This window comes from Reinekea marinisedimentorum (assembly GCF_004341165.1).
Lineage (GTDB): Bacteria > Pseudomonadota > Gammaproteobacteria > Pseudomonadales > Natronospirillaceae > Reinekea > Reinekea marinisedimentorum.
On sequence record NZ_SLZR01000004.1, the window covers coordinates 228,488 to 245,935 of the forward strand.

Below are 17,448 nucleotides of genomic sequence, written 5' to 3' on the forward strand. Positions count from 1 at the left end.
ACATGACTGCAGGCATCTCAGAAGTAGAGATCGGAAGCCTTCCAAATGGCCAGACTGTTAAAAAATACTGCTTACGAAACGACAACGGCGCACAGGCAAGTTTTTTAAACCTGGGCGCTTCCTGGATAGAATTCAAACTCGCAAAAGATGAGCCCAGCCTTGTTCTGGGCTGCACAACGCTTGAAGCCTTTATCGACCAGCAAGCCTATCTCGGTGCAACCGTCGGCCGCTATGCCAACCGCATCAAGAACGGCCAGTTCCGGTTGAACGGTGAGAAGATTCAATTGGATAAAAACCAGGCGTCTCATCATTTACACGGTGGCAGTGAGGGCATTTCCAACAAAATCTGGGACAGCCACATCAAGTTAAAAGACGATAAAACGCCCATCCTCACCTTTCATTGCCTGAGCAAAGACGGCGAATCCGGCTTTCCCGGCAATGTTGATATCACGCTAACCATTACCCTGACCGAAGCGAATGATGTGCGGTTCCATTACAGCGCCACCACGGATAAGCCCACCATTCTTAATTTAACCAATCACGCTTACTTTAATCTGGATGGCAACCGTTTTGGCAATATCAACAATCACGAGTTTAAGCTGAACTCAACAACCTATCTGGATACCGATGCCTCCGGCATCCCGACCGGGCTGCTGATAGACGCGTGCGATTCCGCACTGAATTTTACCGACTGGAAAAACATAGAGCGTGAACTGACTGACCTGACCGAGCCACACCTTGCCCTATGTGAAGGCTACGACCACTGCTTCTGCTTCCAAAACGACAGCAAACTTCGAACCCTGGCCAGCGCTCAATCGCAACATTCCGGCCGAAAGCTCACCTGTCGCTCCAACCTGCCCGGCATGCAGTTTTATACGGCGAATTTTTTGCAGGGCACACCCACGGGCGACGGCGATTCTTACCGCCGGCACGGAGCCTTTTGTTTTGAACCGGGGTATTGGACAGATTCGCCAAACCACGCACATTTCCCGGATTGTACGATTGACCCGGACAACAGCTACTCCGCTATAATCGAGTACTCTTTTAGTTAGTCGGAATACACCATGAAAAAAATAATGATTGCTGCTGCTATTGCCTTGTGTTCATCGCCACTGACGTTTGCCGGCGGTAAAGGCGGCACAGAGTTAGGCTTGGCCTCTTACAGCGGAGTCGGAATCATAGCCTCAAAGGGGATTCCTCTGGATGTTGAGTTTTTAAGCTCTAAAGGGCTCTACTCTTTTGGCGAACTGGAGTTTGGCGTAGGGTTCGGAGATGACTTTGCTGCCGGTGTTGAACTGAGCGCTGGCTTATTATTCCCGATTGATAATGGCATCAGTATTTACGGTAGCCTGGGCCCTGCACTTGGGTTTGGTGACGATACTGAATTTGGTCTGGGCGCTGAAATCGGCCTGAACATTGATGTAAATGAAAGCTTAGTCTTCATTGAAGCTGGTACTCATCCGGCTTCTAACTACTTCGCGGTTGGCATGCGCTTCTGATAATACCTTGTCGGGCTGAAGCCCGACCTACCAATGAGCCGCGGTTGTAGGTTGGTCTTTAGGCCAACATAGGATGTTGCTGAATTCGGGGCTAGCTGTCGGGCTGAAGCCCGACCTACCAATGAGCCGCGGCTGTAGGTTGGTCTTTAGGCCAACATAGGATGCTACTGAATTCGGGGTTGAGTGTCGGGCTGAAGCCCGACCTACAAATAAGCCCCAATTGTAGGTTGGCCTTTAGGCCAACATAGTATGTTACTGAATTCGAGGCTGACTGTCGGGCTGAAGCCCGACCTACAAATGAGCCGCGGTTGTAGGTTGGTCTTTAGACCAACATAGGATGCTACTGAACTCAGGCTGACTGTCGGGCTGAAGCCCGACCTACCAATGAGCTGCGGTTGTAGGTTGGCCTTTAGGCCAACATGGGATGGTACTGAACTCAGGGCTGACTGTCGGGCTGAAGCCCGACCTACCAATGAGCCTCGGTTGTAGGTTGGCCTTTAGGCCAACATGGGCTGCTGCTGAATTCGAGGCTAACTGTCGGGCTGAAGCCCGACCTACAAATAAGCTGCGGGTGTAGATTGATCTTTAGGCCAACTTAGGATGCTACAGAATTCGGGGCTGGCTGTCGGGCTGAAGCCCGACCTACCAATGAGCCGCGGCTGTAGGTTGGCCTTTAGGCCAACATAGAATGCTACTGAATTCGAGGCTGTCTGTCGGGCTGAAGCCCGACCTACCAATAAGCTGCGGTTGTAGGTTGGTCTTTAGGCCAACATGGGATGGCGCTGAATTCGGGACTGGCTGTCGGGCTGAAGCCCGACCTACCAATGAGCTGCGGTTCTATGCTAAGCGCCTAGCGCTGCAGGTTTTTCATCAACAGGCCATACTGCTCTGCCGATGCTGCCAGATCTTCCGGCACTGAGATCTTCACTTCAAAGTCACCGCCCGGCACTTCCTGCATATCTTCCTGCTTTTTCAAGTTACGGATGTGCTCGACGTTAAAGGTCGCATTACCGGCCGGCGTCATCAGTTCAACTGAATCCCCAACGGCAAATTTGTTTTTAGAGCGCAGGTGCAGCGCTTCGCCATCGCGGCCAATCACCTCGGCCACAAACTGCTGATGAACACCCACAGAGCGACCGATTTCATAGTTCTGATATTCATCATGAACGTGGCGACGGTAGAAGCCTTCGGTGTACCCACGGTGCGCCAGGTTTTCCAGCGTATTCATCAGCCCCTTGTCGAAGCTCTTACCGGCAACGGCATCATCAATGGCTTTGCGGTAGGCCTGAGCAGTTCGCGCAACGTAATAGTGGCTTTTGGTGCGGCCTTCAATCTTCAGGCTGTGTACGCCCATTTGAGTCAACCGCTCAACGTGCTGAATAGCGCGCAGGTCTTTTGAGTTCATAATGTAGGTGCCGTGCTCATCTTCATAAGCCGGCATATAGGTACCCGGACGGCCTTCCTCTTCTAACAGGAATATCTCATCCGTTGGGCCACCTGCGCCCAGCGTTGGCGCATCGCTGGCGATCTTTTCTTCCGGTGGCGTCCAAATTTTCGGGTCTTTAGGTACAAAATCGCCACTGGCATCTTCTTTGGCTTCGTGAGCGTTGTACTTCCAGCGGCAGGTGTTGGTGCAGGTACCCTGGTTAGGGTCACGCTTGTTAATGTAGCCACTCAACAGGCAACGGCCGGAATAGGCAATACAGAGTGCGCCGTGAACAAAAGTCTCAATTTCCAGGCCCGGGCAGTTAATGCGGATTTCTTCAATCTCTTCCAGTGATAGCTCACGGGAAAGAATAATCCGGCGAATACCCTGCTTATACCAGAACAGAGCCGAGGCGTAGTTCACTACGTTCGCCTGAACAGACAGGTGAATCTCCTGGTCCGGGTATTTTTCACGCACCAGCATAATCAAACCGGGGTCAGACATGATCAGCGCATCGGGCTTCATTTCAATAACCGGCGCAATATCGCGCAGGTAGGTTTTAATCTTCGAGTTGTGCGGCGCAATGTTACTGGCCACGTACAACTGCTTACCCTGCGCACGGGCTTCATTAATGCCTGTTTCCAGATTGGCCAGCGTAAAGTCGTTGTTGCGTACCCGCAGTGAATAGCGTGGCTGACCGGCATAAACGGCATCTGCACCGTAAGCAAAGGCGTAACGCATGTTTCTGAGGGTGCCCGCTGGCGAGAGAAGTTCCGGTTTAAAAGTCATTTAATTACCTTAAAGAAGCGCCTGTTGCTTTCTGGCAATCATTACCAGTCAGTACAGCCATGCTGAAAATTCGAGGCGCGGATTCTATCAAATCCGCAAATGATCTCAATCGTATGGAAAATAAACAGGTTAAGGTTTCAGGAGTTCTCATCCGAATTGCGGATAAAACCGAGCACTTCACGCACCAGGCGTTCGTTGCTTTGCGGTCGGAAGATATCGCCGGCAATAACGTGGTTGGTAGAACCAGGCTCTGCCGGCTCTTTCAGGCGCTCAACAATAGCCGCGCCCCATCGTGACATCACCTTGCCGGTGAAAGAGGAATACACCGTTTTATCTTCATCGGCATAGATAAACAGCGTCGGGGTTTTAACCGAGCCAACGTTAGAGCGGTAAACCGCCTCTGCAAGGCCCACCACGCCAAACAGTACTTTCACCGGGTATGGCGCTGTCCAGTACCTGGCTTCTTCCTCTCTGGTTGACGCTACACCGTAATCCGGGCCGGTAATCAGGGGTATCCAACACCTTGCCCAAGGCCACAAGAACAAGCGGATGGCCTTATGGTTAGGCCGGTAGTTGGGTGCGAACAAGACTAAGCTGGCCAGCTTTGCCTGAACCTCGGGCTGCTGCGCCATCCATGTGGCCAGCGTGGCACCGGTCGAGGTTGCAACAATAATGACCTTATCACCCAGTTGGGTTGCCACGTTCCAGGCCTCGATCACATCACGGATCCAGTCATCAGGTCTGGCTTCACCCAACTGCTGTGCGCTGGTGCCATGGCCAGTTAAACGGGTTGCATGAAAGTTTGCCTTCAGGCTGCTGGCGACCATTTCCGGCACCGGTGAAATCTCCTGCCTGCAGGCAGAGAAACCATGAATGTATAAAACCGAACAGGCTGTTTTAGCGGGCAATGCCGGGTTAGCAAAGCTAATCAGCTTTTCTGCACCGGGAATGATATTGGGTATTTCACTCTCGCTCTGCTGCAGCTGGGCTGCCAGTTCGCTTAAATTTATTGCAGGCGAAAGCCCCGACCGGGCCGTTGCCGGGCCGTCGTGAGCCGGGTTGCCTTGCCACCAGAGCCGTGTTTTTTCCCTCGGACCCAGTAAAAAAAGCGTAATAACCAAAATGACAACGACAAGAAAACTCAAAACAACACTCATGAAAAAGGTTAACAAGTGGCGGAACGTATAAATATTAGCAGCCTGCAGCTCTCTACGACGTGCAAAAGTTGCATATATTGCAACTCATTGACCTTCCGGCCGATGTTAGGCTGGGTACTGGTCAATAAAGAAACCAAAAAATCGGCTTTGAGAGCAAAACCTTCTAATCTTTGCCTATAATTCGTGAATAAAAGAATAACCTGTAAACCAGATACCGTAATTACAAAACTAAGGACCTTTGACCAGGAGTCACCATGCCTATTAAGAAAAAATTTCTGAAATCCAAGCCTGTCTGCAAGTGTACGTTCTCCGTACCGAAAGAAGCTGCGCCAGAAGCTGAAAGAATTGCGCTGGTTGGCGAGTTTAACGACTGGGCAGAAGACGAGCTGATCCTGAAGAAGCTGAAATCAGGCATCTTTAAGATTGATGTCGACCTTCCTGTTGGCAACAAATACCAGTATCGCTATTTAGTTGATGGCGAAACCTGGATTAACGACTGGGAAGCCGACGAATACGTGACGGCACCCGGCATGTCTGAAGAAAATTCAGTCGTTGCTCTGTAGGTATACGCACAAATAAGGGGCGGAAGCGCTACGCTCCGCACCCTTAAAACGCACTAAATCGCACAACCGCCCAATCCTTAAACACAAGCCTTCCCTCACAAACCTCGACGCACCACATCTTTCCACCACATCACCGAAATCGCCCCAAATAGGCACGATTTTCGCAGTAGCTGACGCGCTCTTTACCTTAACTACCAATATAAGCACTACGAAAGTGCAACATACTCACAGTGGAGGCAACATTGGAAACTCTTAATAGTGCAGTCGCGACGCTTGTCGACGGCACGAATACCCTGTTTATACTTCTTGGCGCCATCATGGTGCTCTTCATGCACGCGGGCTTTGCGTTTCTGGAGGTTGGTACCGTACGGCATAAAAACCAGGTAAACGCGCTGGTTAAAATTATCACCGACTTCGGCGTTTCAACCATTGCTTACTTCTTTATTGGTTACTGGGTTGCCTACGGCTCTACCTTTTTCGCCGGTGCAACAGAACTGACCGCGAACAGCGGTTACGACCTGGTTAAGTTCTTCTTCCTGCTGACTTTTGCGGCGGCCATTCCGGCGATTGTTTCCGGTGGTATTGCCGAGCGGGCCAAGTTTAACCCGTTCCTGATGGCGTCTTTCTTTATTGTTGCGCTGGTGTACCCATTCTTTGAAGGCATGATCTGGAATGGTAACTATGGTTTTCAGGGCTGGCTGGAAAGCACCTTCGGAGCTCCGTTCCATGATTTCGCCGGTTCTATCGTGGTTCACGCCGTTGGCGGCTGGGTAGCATTCGCGGCCATCATTCTGCTTGGCTCGCGCAATGGCCGCTACCGCAATGGCAAGGTGGTTGCCTTTGCTCCCTCGAATATTCCGTTTCTGGCACTCGGCGCATGGATACTGACCGTCGGCTGGTTTGGCTTTAACGTCATGTCTGCACAGACCATTGATGCGATCTCTGGCCTGGTTGCGGTTAACAGCCTAATGGCCATGGTTGGTGGCACGCTGGTGGCTTTGGTTGCCGGTAAAAACGACCCCGGCTTTATTCACAATGGGCCTTTGGCCGGGCTGGTGGCTGTTTGCGCCGGTTCAGACCTGATGCACCCTATCGGCGCGCTGATTACCGGCGGTGTCGCCGGCGGACTGTTCGTTTTTGTATTTACGGCAGCGCAGAACAAACTGCCTAAATTCGACGATGTTCTGGGGGTGTGGCCACTGCATGGTCTTTGCGGACTATGGGGTGGCATTGCTGCCGGTATTTTTGGCCTGCAAAGCTTCGGCGGCCTGGGTGGCGTAACCTTTATGGCGCAGTTGGCCGGTTCTGTGGCGGGCGTGGTCATCGCCACCGTTGGCAGCTTCATTGTTTACGGCGCTATTAAGTCGATCTGCGGCCTGCGTTTGGATGAAGAAGATGAATTCAAAGGTGCCGACCTTGCCATTCACAAAATTGGCGCCACCGCGATTGATGACTAACTGAGCTTCCGTATCGCAAAAAAAATGCCCGCAACCGCGGGCATATTTGAACAGCTACTTCTAATTAACGATCACTCGAATAATTAATCATCACTCGAATTCAATGATTCAAACAATGAGGTGATGTAGTCACCCCAGGTTTCAAGCTCGGCAATAACTGAATCGTAGTAGATAAACTGACTCACCAGTACATCTTCATAGGCTTCCATTTCGTCATCCAGCTCGTCCATTTCGTCGTAAACTTCATCCAGCTCTTCATCGAGCGCTTCCTGGCGTTCAGTCACCAGACCATCGCTGCCAAGAATGCTGTCGATATAGTTATCAAGGTTCGCGAAGATACCCTCAACATAGGTAACGGTGCCATAGTCACCGACGGTACTGCCGGTAATTTTCAGCATCATACCCGCTGCAGGGTCGAGCTCACCGGAGGATTCCGTACCGGCAACACCCGAGGTAGACTCTGAAATCCCCAGAATGCTCACCAGATCATCATCGATGTCGGTCATTTCGACGGAAGAATCTTCACCCGTCGATGTCGAGAAGATACCAAAGATATGGTTGGTGTCGTCGTACTGAATTTCCACTGAAATATCGTCGAGATACAGGTTGGAATCTGTGTTTATCTGGCTTTCAAGCTCTGCAATAAAATCATCGGCACTGGCATAAGCACCGGCGGTGATGGTGATCTCGTTAGACTCCACACCGTCTACGGTGATGGTGAAGGTATTGTTAGAGCTGTCGATCACCAATGCTTCGGTGAAATCCCACGCGGTGCCACCCAGAATATAACCTTCTGTCGCGGCGCTGTTACCATCGGATGCCGTCAAGTACTGACCGGAACCACTCGCTTCAACGCCATTGATAAGACCGGCAACATCTTGCCCTGTTTGGTTTTCAGAGCCGCTGTAGTTGGTGGTGGAAAAACCAAGCTGAGTGGTGGCATTGGTCGAGAGGTTACTCAGCGAAATATCGGTGTCGTTATCGAATGAAATGGTGAAGCCACCCTCGCCTTCATCGTTTTCGGAATAGGTCACGCTCGCCAGCGAATCAAAGCCATAATAGGTGCCGATATCCATGCCAAAGGCATCGTAGCCGTTTACATTAGCACTGGCCTCTGCCGCCAGCCCAAGGGAATTATCCGTTGCGTCGACATCGACAATTTGGATAACCGCATCCGCCCCAAAGGTCGATTCCGAAGGCTCTCCATTTTTGCTGACCGTTTCAAAATAAAGCTGATTGTTGGCATCGAGCTTGGCAACAACATCACCGGCGGTAAATTCACCGCCACCACCGGCCAGGGCCAGCGCCGTATCGAGCGCGCTCTGTATGGCGTAGATGTTGGATTCAGCATCGGTATCACCCAGGCTCGAGTTGCTATCGACTGTTACATCAATCTCGTATCCGCCCACTTCCAGGGTGAACTCGGAAGGCGTGGTGGTGAAATCGATCGCTGTGCTTAAATCTGCACTGGCAACTTGGACCTGCGTTGTTGCGCCCAGGCCGTCTGCCAATATAGAAATTCTCTGCGAAGAACCCGTGGCATCGGTCGTGAGCACCAGGCCGTTACTTTCCAGGCTGGCTGTTACGGTATCGGTAATGCCAGCGGCGGTCAGCGCACTGTCGATTGCTGTTTGAATGCTATCCAGGTTATCGGTGCCGTTGGCATCAACGTTGACCGTGACTTCCTGACCATTCACCGCCATGACAAACTGGGATGGGTCTGATGCGAAATCGACCGTGCTATACAGGCTGCGCGAACCGTTTTCGGTACTGGCACCAAACGAACCGGCCGCGATGTTGGCATCGGCATTAATGGCCGTTTCAATTGCCGCCGCCAGTTCATCGGCGGTTTCATAGGTACCGTTCGGCACAGCTATTGAGGCCGCAGAGCTGACCGACGACAGCCGATTAGAATAAGAAAGATCGAAGCTGACATCCGAAACGCTATAGCCACTGCTGTTACTACTGTTGGTAATACCCAGGTAATCGGTACCGGTGACACTGCTGTTAGCAATCGTAATGGTCTGGGTGCCAGCCGCAGGCTCGGTATAAAACACCAAGCGGTCGCTTTCGTTAAATTCGGCAGTCACAATCCCTGCCAGGCCGGCATCGTTCAGCTCACTCTGAATATAAGTCAGCACGTCATCACGGTTACGGTCATTGGTGACGTTGCCGTCACTGTCTATGTCATCGCCCCAGTCTTCATCCAGCGCAATGCTGTAAGTACCGTCTGCCGTGGTGCCGCTGATGGTCAGATCAAAACTGACCGGGTTCAGGTTAAAGTCGATGCTGTCTTCTTCATCAACGATCTGTACGCCGGCATCTGTGGTGGCTGCGAACGCGGTTTCACTTAACGAACTGAACGATGCGCCTTCATACTCGCCCGAACCCGTCGCGGTAATGCCCAGCGTACTGGCAAACAGAGTATCTACCGAATTAATCACGACTTCAGAATCACTGCCGTAATCGGTGGAGGTAATGGAAAACATCAGGTTTTCTTCATCAAATTCCACATCGACAGTACCGCTGCTGAAGGCCGTATTGATGGAGGTTTGAATCATCTGCGCCAGCTCATCACCGCTGCTGTAGCTGCCCTGTACCAATGAAATGGATTCTGTATCGCCATTCAGCGTTATGGAGAAATCATCGTTTAAATCAGAGATAACAATATCTGAAGCAAAATTCAGTGCATCGGTCGCGAGGCCCTGATAAAAGCCCTGGGTTGCCGGTTGAGTCACTTCAACGCTGTAGGTGCCCGGCTGAGTATCGGTACCCGTCAGCAGAATGCTTACCTGATTATTGGTGGTGGTTTCGGCCGTTGAAAGCAAACCGAGCACGCTGTCGGCATCTTCTTCCATGGCTTCCAGGAAGGCTGAGCTATCGAAGGTAAGGGAATAATCATCGTACTGGTCGGTTTCAAAGCCAATGGCAACCAGCGAGGTATACACACTGCTGTCCAGCCCGGAAATAATCTGGCTCATCATGCTGGTAATGGCGTCATCGATATTTCGCAGGGTATTGTCGCCAATGAGAATACCGTTTTCTGAAATGGTTTCCTCATCGCCGTCATCTTCGTTGTATTCAGTCAGCAGATCGTACAAGTCAGAGTAGTTATTATAGGCCTCTACAAACGACTCAAGGTTTTCCACCAGCTCGTCGGTATCCTGCGCAATGGTTAGGGTAACGGAGGATTCTTTGGTATCGAGCAAATCAATGGTCACGCCATTGATCACCTCGGTAATTTCGTTGCTGGCGCTGGTAATGCTCAGGCCATTGACGGTAAAGGCGGCATCCACACCGGCCTGAGTCTCCATCATGTTAACCGATTCATCATTCTGCGAGCTGTTGTAAGCCAGCGCCTGCAAGCCCGCATCACCGGAAACCGTAATCTCCATAGAGGTCTCTTCGCCGGTATCGTCACTCGTCAACAACAGGCGGTAGCCTTCACCATCGTATACCACCGAGGCGGTTATACCGATTTCAGCATTATTGATGGTGTCGCGAATGTCACCGACAGTGTTGTTGCTAGAGCCAATCGACAGAGTGGTTGATGAGGTATCCGCGTCCTGATCGAACGCTAAGTAGCTGCCGTCTTCATCGTAGGTGGTGGTGCCAAAGCTGATGGTTATTGTGCCGGTACCAATCACATCATCCACACCCTCGTAGGCTTTGGTGGCCAGCGAATGCGCCGTGGCAACCTCGCTGACGGTAATTCGGTACGTACCCGGCTCTGCGGCACTGCTGGTGGTCGCGGTTAAAATATCTTCATCCGATGAACTGGCCGTGGTGCTATCAATGGTACTGGAGTTCGACAACGCCGAAGCCGCAGACTGCAAGTCTTCCAGGTAGCTCTGCATTTCCGACCAGGCGGAAATTTCCGCTTCCGCTTCCGCTTCTGCACTTGCCAGGCGGAGATCTGCATCCGCTCTTGTTGCCGATACAAGGGAATTCACTAAATCTGTTGTTAGCGTTCCAGAGCCTATGCCAAGCGAAGATACACTAGCCATGCTGCCACCCTATAAGAATTAAACGTTGCTGCTTTAAAAATTAACAAGTTATTAAAGCAAAGCTTGCGCCAAGCTGCTGTGAATACAACTTCGGCTAGTTTCTATAGCGGCCGGTTGGTGAAAAACTTTAGGGGTTTGGAAGGTGAGACGTTGGACGTGAGATGTGAGACGTAAGAGGCTAGATGCTCGTATCTCGCACCGGGATGCCGGACCACTCGCATCTCGCAGCTTGAAGTATCAGCACTACCAATCGGGACTTTCTGCGCAGGTGCCGAGGGGTGTTTGAGGCCGCAGGCCGAGTTCCCGAACACCTAAGCAGGAAGTACCGGTTGGTGGGGCGTGGCGTTGAACGTGAGACGTTAGATGCTAGATGCTAGATGCTAGATGCTAGATGCTAGATGCTAGATGCTAGATGCTAGATGCTAGATGCCAGGCATCATATAGAGTCGTTGATACAACAAGCAACTGTGCTAACATTTGTACTCACCTAAAACTGAGGCATAAGTTATGGAAAGCAGAATTCAATTTAGAGTAGATGCTGAAACCAAGCGCCTGGCGCAAATGATGGCTGAAAGCCAGGGCCGAACACTGAGCGATGCTTACCGTGAGCTTACCCATCAACTAGCGGATGAACAGCGCAAAAAAGAGACTCACGAGCAGTGGCTCACCGAGCAAGTAAACCAGGCTTTCGAAAAACTGGAATCTGGGCAAAGCCATTTTGTTGATCATGACCAGGCGAAAAACCAAATGGAATTACGTAAAGCCCGGTTAAGAAATGGAAGAAATAAATGATTTACTGGGAAGATGAGTCTTTAAACGACAGGGAAAAGATCTTCGAATATTTATACCACTTTAATCCCATTGCCGCAGAAAAAACCGACCAACTCATAGAAACCAAAGTAGAACACTTAAACGAGCAACCACAGATGGGTACAGAGCGAAAAGGTATACCTGGGCGCTTGCTGTTCATTCCTGAAATATCGATGGTGGTTTCATACGGGTTGGATGGCGCAGATATAAAAATAATGCGGGTATTGCACATGAAGCAGCAATTCCCGCAGAAAGACGAATAACGGAAAACGAGACCTTAAAACTCAATGCGAAGCAATTTGATAGTAAACCTGAGGATCTTCTTCAATAGTCGATAAAACCTTGGCAGCCAAGCCTGCTGGGTTTCGCCTCTTTGTTTCCCAGCTTTTTACTGTATCGACACTGGTGCCTAGCGCTTCAGCAAACTCCTGCTGCGATACCTGCAGTTGCGCTCGTATCGCTTTTACATCTGCGATTTCATAGCGGGTGCTGTTGGATGGCGACTTCTTACCCTGTTTAATTTCAACTGCTTCTTGCAGTGAGCTTTTCAATTCGTCAAACAACGCCATATCAAACCTCTGTTAGGCCTTTATCTGTTTTGTGAATACAGATGTTTCAATAAACTCAATAGCACTACTCAAAATTAACGCCTTAATGCAATCCATTGCGGTGTACATAGTACACCGATGATAATTCAAAGCAACAAAAAACCCCGGCCTCTTTCGAGTACCGGGGTTTATCGCTGGCAAAGCTTTGGTTATTGCTTAAACATTCGCACTGAACAGCATAAGAGGCTCTTCCTGATTCAGCCGCTGGGCAAGTTCCAGGGCCTCTTCATTGGGCATTTGACGGATCAGTTCATCGGAACCTGCATCAAACACCTTCACAACTGTTTTACCGGAATCTTCATCCATGGAAAACTCAAGCTTACGTTCGCTGTTTTGAACATAGTCGTTCAGCTGTGCAACGGCTTGTTCTAACTGCTTATCCTGCTCGGCTTTTTCCTGTTCCTGAACATTGCTGTTTAAACTAACACCTTCTTCTACTGCGCTGGCCTTGCGAGTATCCGCTGTGCTTACTGGTGGAGGTGATTTACCTCCATTCACTCCATCAGTTTGCGTGTTCGGTGCGGATGCTTGCGCAGAAGCTTTAGCTGCCTGCTGCACATTCATTTCATTCATATCCACCTCCGTTCACTAATAGGCAACCTCGTAACGAGGCTAAGCGGTGGTCAGGCAGCTTTTGCTAAAAGCTCAGGCTGCCCGACCGAGGCCACTATTAACCGAGAAGTGACAGTACGTTCTGAGACTGAGAGTTCGCCTGAGACAGAACCGAAATACCCGCCTGCTGCAGTACCGAAGTACGGGTCATTTCTGCTGTTTCTTCTGCGAAGTCCGCATCCTGAATGGCAGACTGTGCAGCCGTCAGGTTTTCCTGAGTAACTTCCAGGTTCATTACGGTAGATTCGAAACGGTTTTGAATCGCACCCAAGTCTGCCTGTTGTGCAGTTACAACATCCAGGGCGTTATCGATGGCAGTAATTGCAGCCTGCGCGCCCTCAAACGTTGAGATATCAATGTCAGACAGGTAAGTACCGTCTTCGCCACCGCCATATGTGCCGGCGGTGAAGCCTGAGTCATCCAATCCATCTGAGCCATTTGTTCCATAGCTGATCTCAAAAGAACTGGCCGAGGTTAGAGTTACGGTAGAGTAGGTCGTGTTACCTGTTGTCGCTGCATTTGCGGCTGCGCCAGCATCAACACCATCTAATCCAAAGTTCTCCACTACCGCCAAGCCAGTTTCATCACCATAAGTACTTATATTACGGCCATCTTCAGCTGTCAGCGTCAATGTTTCACCATTGTCCTCTGCAACAACCCCTGTCTGACCGGAAACAGCATTGATAGCATCAACAGCGGCTTGTTTGTTACTCTCGTAATCGCCAGTCTCTGTCAGTGTAATATCAACACCATTCAGCGTTAACACCAAAGTTTGACCAGCTGTGCCTCCAGCACCCGCGACTGCCGTATCTCCAACAAACTCTGTTGCGTTTACCGTTGCAGAAACACCCGTTGAATCGCTAACTTCATTAATTGCAGCAGCAATAGCAATACCTGAAGCAGCAGCGTCAGATGAGTTTGCAGACGTCTCTGAAGCAGTGTCATCAAGCGAACTGGAAGCCCCAATTGTCACTCCATTTATCACTAAATCACCGTCCTGAAGGGCCGCACTAGTTGCTGCCGTACCATCCGCCTGAGCCGCTAAAGCAGTATTTGTGGTCGTAACAACAGCTGTCTGGCTATCGTATGTACCCGCTGCCAAACCTGAATTTGATATATCGCCATTACCAGTACCATTGCCACCAGTGATCTCAATATCAACAGAAGAGTTTTTAGCGGTCATCGTAAAGCCAGCATAAGACGTATCCGTGTCAGCAGCCGCAACATCTGAATCAAACAGACCATACTGGGACAAATCTACTTCTGCACTTTCGATCGTAATATTACGGCCGTCTTCAGCAGTTAAGATTACACCACCATCATCACCGCCATCTTCTGCGGTTACACCAGTTTGGCCTGAAACAGCATTAATAGCCGCAATAACGGAATCTCGTGTTGCTGCGCGGTCAGTAGCATCGGTATTATCTGTGCCTTGAAGGGAAATAGTTACACCGTTCAGTGTAATATCATCACCTCCAGAAGCATCAGCAGTAACTGCCGACATATCAGAGCCAAGCATTACGTTTGCATCAACCGTAGCTGTTACACCAGTCTCATCACTAGAATCGTTTATCGCAGCTGCTTTCGCGATACCGCTCATTTCATTATCTGCATATGAAAGCGTGTCGTCGCTTGCCACTGAAGCTCGAATATCTTCCCCATTAATGGAGAGGTCTCCATTTTCAAGCGCGGAACCCACACCAATAGCAGAAACACCCGCCTGGGCAGAAGTCCCCAGAGCCCCCGCATTCATCTCAGTAATACTGAAAGAAACCGTCTGACCTGCATCCGCACCTACCTGGAACACACCTTCAAACGTACCATCCAACAGGTTTTGACCGTTGAAGTTCGTATCTTCCGCTGTACGGGTGATTTCTGCCAGCAGCTGCTCAACTTCCGCCTGCAGTGCTACACGGTCGTCATCGGAGTTAGTAGAGTTAGACGCCTGAACCGCCAACTCACGAATACGCTGCAGGTTGTCGGTCATGCTGTCCAATGCACCTTCAGCGGTCTGCGCCAGAGACACACCATCGTTAGCGTTACGAACCGCCTGGTCTAAACCAGTGATTTGCGATTCAAAACGTGTAGAAATTGCAAGGCCGGCTGCGTCATCTTTTGCGCTGTTAATACGCAGACCAGAAGACAAACGCTCCAGAGAGGTGTTGTAGTCGCTTTGTGAGCTGGTCAGGTTACGCTGGGCCGTCAAAGACGCCATGTTGGTATTAATTACTAAAGCCATAATCTTTATCTCCTTCGCTTCGCAGTACCGCCCTAATGCGTTCTGAACCAGCGATGTAGTTGATTCACGTTTTATATAACGGCCGGAGTTGGGGAATCTTTTATAGTTTTTTGGAATAAGAGAGTGGGATGTTAGACGTTAGACGTTAGATGTAAGACGTGTCAGCACTGCCAGCCGGGGCTTTCTGCACAGGTGCCGAGGGGTGTTTGAGGCCGCAGGCCGAGTTCCCGAACACCTAAGCGGGAAGTACCGGTTGGTGGGGCGTGGGACGTAGGACGTGAGATGTGAGTAGTTCACCATTCAGGCGTGAGATAGCAGCAGCTAATTTAATAGTCATCAAATATCAAAGGCATCTTGCAAGCTTAACTCGCCTACTTGGTTGAAACTGTGTTCTGAAAGGCTGATCAGTTTTAGCAAAGCAATCGCTTCCTGCTGTTCAAAGCCAATTGCAGTACCCTGCCCCACATTAACTAACGAACTGTTTTGGCTTTCCGGCAGTGGCGTATCTAAAAAAATGAACAGACATTGGCTTTGAGATAAGAAGCAATTTTGGAGTTCATAATAACTACCGTGTGGTCTGTTTGTCGGCTCACTTTAGTCCAATGCTATGAAATAGGCTAACTGTTAATGACGCATAAAAACCAGCCTGCTAACCTTAGCTGCAAACCAATTGAAATGGCTCAGCTATGACCAACCTAGAACTGGAAACCCTGCACACAGAGTTCAAAAACATTTGGATGCGTAACAAAGGCATACCCCAGGCCATGGCCAAGTGGCAAACAAAGCTGGAAGCGTTTGTGAATACTCTGGAGCCAAACAAGCAAAACATGGATTTGCTGGCCAGCTATATGGCGCGCTGGCAAGACATTATGCAAAAGAACAAAGCACTGCTGGAATCTCAAAAGGCCACACTGCAGGAAAAACTGAAAAAAGGTGACCCCACCTTTAATCAGACTAAAAATGCTGAAAAATTCAAAACCATTCAGTAAGCCAATTGAAACCCAATGAATAAAGCAGCGTTAAACAAGGCGATTAGTGCAAAGCTGGCTGCGGCGCAGCATAAGCTGGGCGTTATCAGTTTATCGAAAAGCGATATAACAAAGGCAAAAGCCTGTTTTGAGGCCGCTATCCGCGTAATGCCCGATCACTTCAGCGCGCACCTGGAGCTTTCGCGGCTGAAGCAATACACCCAAACCGACCCGCACCTTTCTGTTCTTGAAGGCTTTACAGATGCCATAGCAGACTACCCGGAAAGCCAGCAGATTGAATTCTGGTTTGCTTTGGGTAAGGCCCGGGAAGACTGCGGCGAGTTTGACAGCGCCTTCAGTGCCTACCGGCACGGCAACGAGCTGAAGCGAAGCAGTTTTGAATTTGATATTCAGGCCCGGCAGCAAACGGTTGAAGCCATCACTCAGCAATTCAGTAAAGCCTTTGCCGAACAGGGTCTGGGTTACAACGAAAGCCCTGCTCCTGTTTTTATTGTGGGCATGCCCCGCTCCGGCTCTACCCTAATAGAGCAGATTCTGGCCAGCCATTCGCAAGTTGCAGCCATTGGCGAATCCACCGAACTGCAGGAAATTATCAGCCGCCATAGTGAACAGGCCAACAATAACTACATTCATTGGCTGGCAACCGCACCGGAACAACAGATTAAAAACTGCGCTGCTGAATACCTTGAGTTTTTAAATACTAAAGCCCCAAACGCGTTAAGAGTGGTGAACAAATTACCCGGGAATTTCTATTACGTTGGCCTTATTTATAAGCTGTTCCCGAATGCCAAGGTTATTTATTCCACGCGCGAGCCATTGGATATTTGTATTTCCAACTACGCCCAACTGTTTGCTGGCAACACACACTTTGCTTACGATTTAAAAGAGCTGGCCCAGTATTGCCGGTTGTGTGAAACGCTCATGAGTCACTGGCAACGCATTTTGCCTGAAGGCTTTATTTTAAATTTAAAATACGAAAACTTAGTCAGCGATTTTGAAACCCACGCCAAACAACTGATCGATTTTTGCGGGCTCAACTGGCAACCAGAATGCCTGAACTTTCACCAGAACAAGCGGGTGATTAATACCGCCAGCCAAGCGCAGGTGAACCGCCCGGTTTATACCAGCTCGGTGAATCGGTGGAGGCGGTTTGAAAGGGTTATGGGAGATGTGAGAGGAGAGATGCTAGTTACTAGTTAGTGCCCATCCATAAAGGCGGTAATTTCAATATTTTACCGCCTTGCCAATAACTGCTGTTAACAAATATTTCTCATCCGCAGATTGCCGCTATC

14 protein-coding genes are annotated in these 17,448 nt (G+C 50.0%); 8 read left to right on the top strand and 6 right to left on the bottom strand.

Annotated features, from left to right (window positions below; translation table 11 throughout):
* Positions 1-2: 2 nt before the first annotated feature.
* A complete protein-coding gene (locus tag BCF53_RS07110) occupies positions 3-1,052 on the top strand; it encodes an aldose epimerase family protein (RefSeq protein ID WP_132700911.1) in 1,050 nt (349 codons plus the stop codon).
* Positions 1,053-1,064: 12 nt separating this feature from the next.
* Positions 1,065-1,499, top strand: coding sequence for a hypothetical protein (locus tag BCF53_RS07115; RefSeq protein ID WP_132700912.1), 435 nt, complete (start codon positions 1,065-1,067; stop codon positions 1,497-1,499).
* Between the two features lie 850 nt (positions 1,500-2,349).
* On the opposite strand, the gene trhP is transcribed toward BCF53_RS07115, so the two are convergent.
* A complete protein-coding gene (gene trhP / locus BCF53_RS07120; RefSeq protein WP_132700914.1) occupies positions 2,350-3,714 on the bottom strand; it encodes a prephenate-dependent tRNA uridine(34) hydroxylase TrhP in 1,365 nt (454 codons plus the stop codon).
* Between the two features lie 137 nt (positions 3,715-3,851).
* Entirely contained in the window at positions 3,852-4,859 is a 1,008-nt protein-coding gene (locus BCF53_RS07125) for an alpha/beta hydrolase (RefSeq protein WP_165901834.1), read from the bottom strand.
* 266 nt (positions 4,860-5,125) lie between these two features.
* Here BCF53_RS07125 and BCF53_RS07130 point away from each other — a divergent pair, with 266 nt between their 5' ends.
* Positions 5,126-5,434: an isoamylase early set domain-containing protein gene (locus BCF53_RS07130; protein WP_132700917.1), complete on the top strand. Its 309-nt coding sequence runs from the start codon at positions 5,126-5,128 to the stop codon at positions 5,432-5,434.
* 242 nt (positions 5,435-5,676) lie between these two features.
* A complete protein-coding gene (locus tag BCF53_RS07135) occupies positions 5,677-6,891 on the top strand; it encodes an ammonium transporter (RefSeq protein WP_132700919.1) in 1,215 nt (404 codons plus the stop codon).
* A gap of 83 nt (positions 6,892-6,974) precedes the next feature.
* Here the strand turns inward: BCF53_RS07135 and fliD are convergent, their stop codons facing one another.
* Positions 6,975-10,898, bottom strand: a complete 3,924-nt coding sequence (fliD, locus tag BCF53_RS07140) for a flagellar filament capping protein FliD (RefSeq protein ID WP_132700921.1) — start codon at positions 10,896-10,898, stop codon at positions 6,975-6,977.
* 507 nt (positions 10,899-11,405) lie between these two features.
* Here fliD and BCF53_RS07145 point away from each other — a divergent pair.
* Both BCF53_RS07145 and BCF53_RS07150 read left to right on the top strand, forming a co-directional pair.
* Entirely contained in the window at positions 11,406-11,690 is a 285-nt protein-coding gene (locus BCF53_RS07145; protein WP_132700923.1) for a damage-inducible protein J, read from the top strand.
* Complete coding sequence (locus tag BCF53_RS07150) at positions 11,687-11,971, top strand: type II toxin-antitoxin system RelE/ParE family toxin (protein ID WP_132700924.1); 285 nt, start codon at positions 11,687-11,689, stop codon at positions 11,969-11,971. Before BCF53_RS07145 ends, BCF53_RS07150 begins: the two co-directional genes overlap by 4 nt.
* Positions 11,972-11,992: 21 nt before the next feature.
* On the opposite strand, the gene nadS is transcribed toward BCF53_RS07150, so the two are convergent.
* The 3 genes from nadS to BCF53_RS19525 all read right to left on the bottom strand — a co-directional run bounded on the left by nadS (position 11,993) and on the right by BCF53_RS19525 (position 15,167).
* On the bottom strand, positions 11,993-12,277 hold the full coding sequence (gene nadS, locus BCF53_RS07155; RefSeq protein ID WP_132700925.1) for a NadS family protein: 285 nt from the start codon (positions 12,275-12,277) through the stop codon (positions 11,993-11,995).
* A 195-nt stretch (positions 12,278-12,472) separates the two neighbouring features.
* Positions 12,473-12,889 carry a flagellar protein FlaG gene (locus tag BCF53_RS07160; RefSeq protein ID WP_243645790.1) on the bottom strand — a complete coding sequence of 139 codons (417 nt, stop codon included), beginning with the start codon at positions 12,887-12,889 and terminating at the stop codon, positions 12,473-12,475.
* 97 nt (positions 12,890-12,986) lie between these two features.
* Positions 12,987-15,167, bottom strand: coding sequence for a flagellin N-terminal helical domain-containing protein (locus BCF53_RS19525; protein ID WP_132700927.1), 2,181 nt, complete (start codon positions 15,165-15,167; stop codon positions 12,987-12,989).
* A 686-nt stretch (positions 15,168-15,853) separates the two neighbouring features.
* Between BCF53_RS19525 and BCF53_RS07170 the strand changes: the two genes are divergently transcribed.
* Positions 15,854-16,156 (top strand): hypothetical protein, encoded by a 303-nt coding sequence (locus BCF53_RS07170; protein WP_132700929.1) that lies wholly within the window; start codon positions 15,854-15,856, stop codon positions 16,154-16,156.
* Between the two features lie 15 nt (positions 16,157-16,171).
* On the top strand, positions 16,172-17,356 hold the full coding sequence (locus BCF53_RS07175; protein ID WP_132700931.1) for a tetratricopeptide repeat-containing sulfotransferase family protein: 1,185 nt from the start codon (positions 16,172-16,174) through the stop codon (positions 17,354-17,356).
* Positions 17,357-17,448: the final 92 nt, after the last annotated feature.

Bases quoted from the DNA above. Each gene is read 5' to 3' on its own strand.
- BCF53_RS07110 (WP_132700911.1), top strand. From the start codon at position 3: ATGACTGCAGGCATCTCAGAAGTAGAGATCGGAAGCCTTCCAAATGGC.
- BCF53_RS07115 (WP_132700912.1), top strand. From the start codon at position 1,065: ATGAAAAAAATAATGATTGCTGCTGCTATTGCCTTGTGTTCATCGCCA.
- trhP (WP_132700914.1), bottom strand. From the start codon at position 3,714: ATGACTTTTAAACCGGAACTTCTCTCGCCAGCGGGCACCCTCAGAAAC.
- BCF53_RS07130 (WP_132700917.1), top strand. From the start codon at position 5,126: ATGCCTATTAAGAAAAAATTTCTGAAATCCAAGCCTGTCTGCAAGTGT.
- fliD (WP_132700921.1), bottom strand. From the start codon at position 10,898: ATGGCTAGTGTATCTTCGCTTGGCATAGGCTCTGGAACGCTAACAACA.
- BCF53_RS07145 (WP_132700923.1), top strand. From the start codon at position 11,406: ATGGAAAGCAGAATTCAATTTAGAGTAGATGCTGAAACCAAGCGCCTG.
- BCF53_RS07150 (WP_132700924.1), top strand. From the start codon at position 11,687: ATGATTTACTGGGAAGATGAGTCTTTAAACGACAGGGAAAAGATCTTC.
- nadS (WP_132700925.1), bottom strand. From the start codon at position 12,277: ATGGCGTTGTTTGACGAATTGAAAAGCTCACTGCAAGAAGCAGTTGAA.
- BCF53_RS07160 (WP_243645790.1), bottom strand. From the start codon at position 12,889: ATGAATGAAATGAATGTGCAGCAGGCAGCTAAAGCTTCTGCGCAAGCA.
- BCF53_RS19525 (WP_132700927.1), bottom strand. From the start codon at position 15,167: ATGGCTTTAGTAATTAATACCAACATGGCGTCTTTGACGGCCCAGCGT.
- BCF53_RS07170 (WP_132700929.1), top strand. From the start codon at position 15,854: ATGACCAACCTAGAACTGGAAACCCTGCACACAGAGTTCAAAAACATT.
- BCF53_RS07175 (WP_132700931.1), top strand. From the start codon at position 16,172: ATGAATAAAGCAGCGTTAAACAAGGCGATTAGTGCAAAGCTGGCTGCG.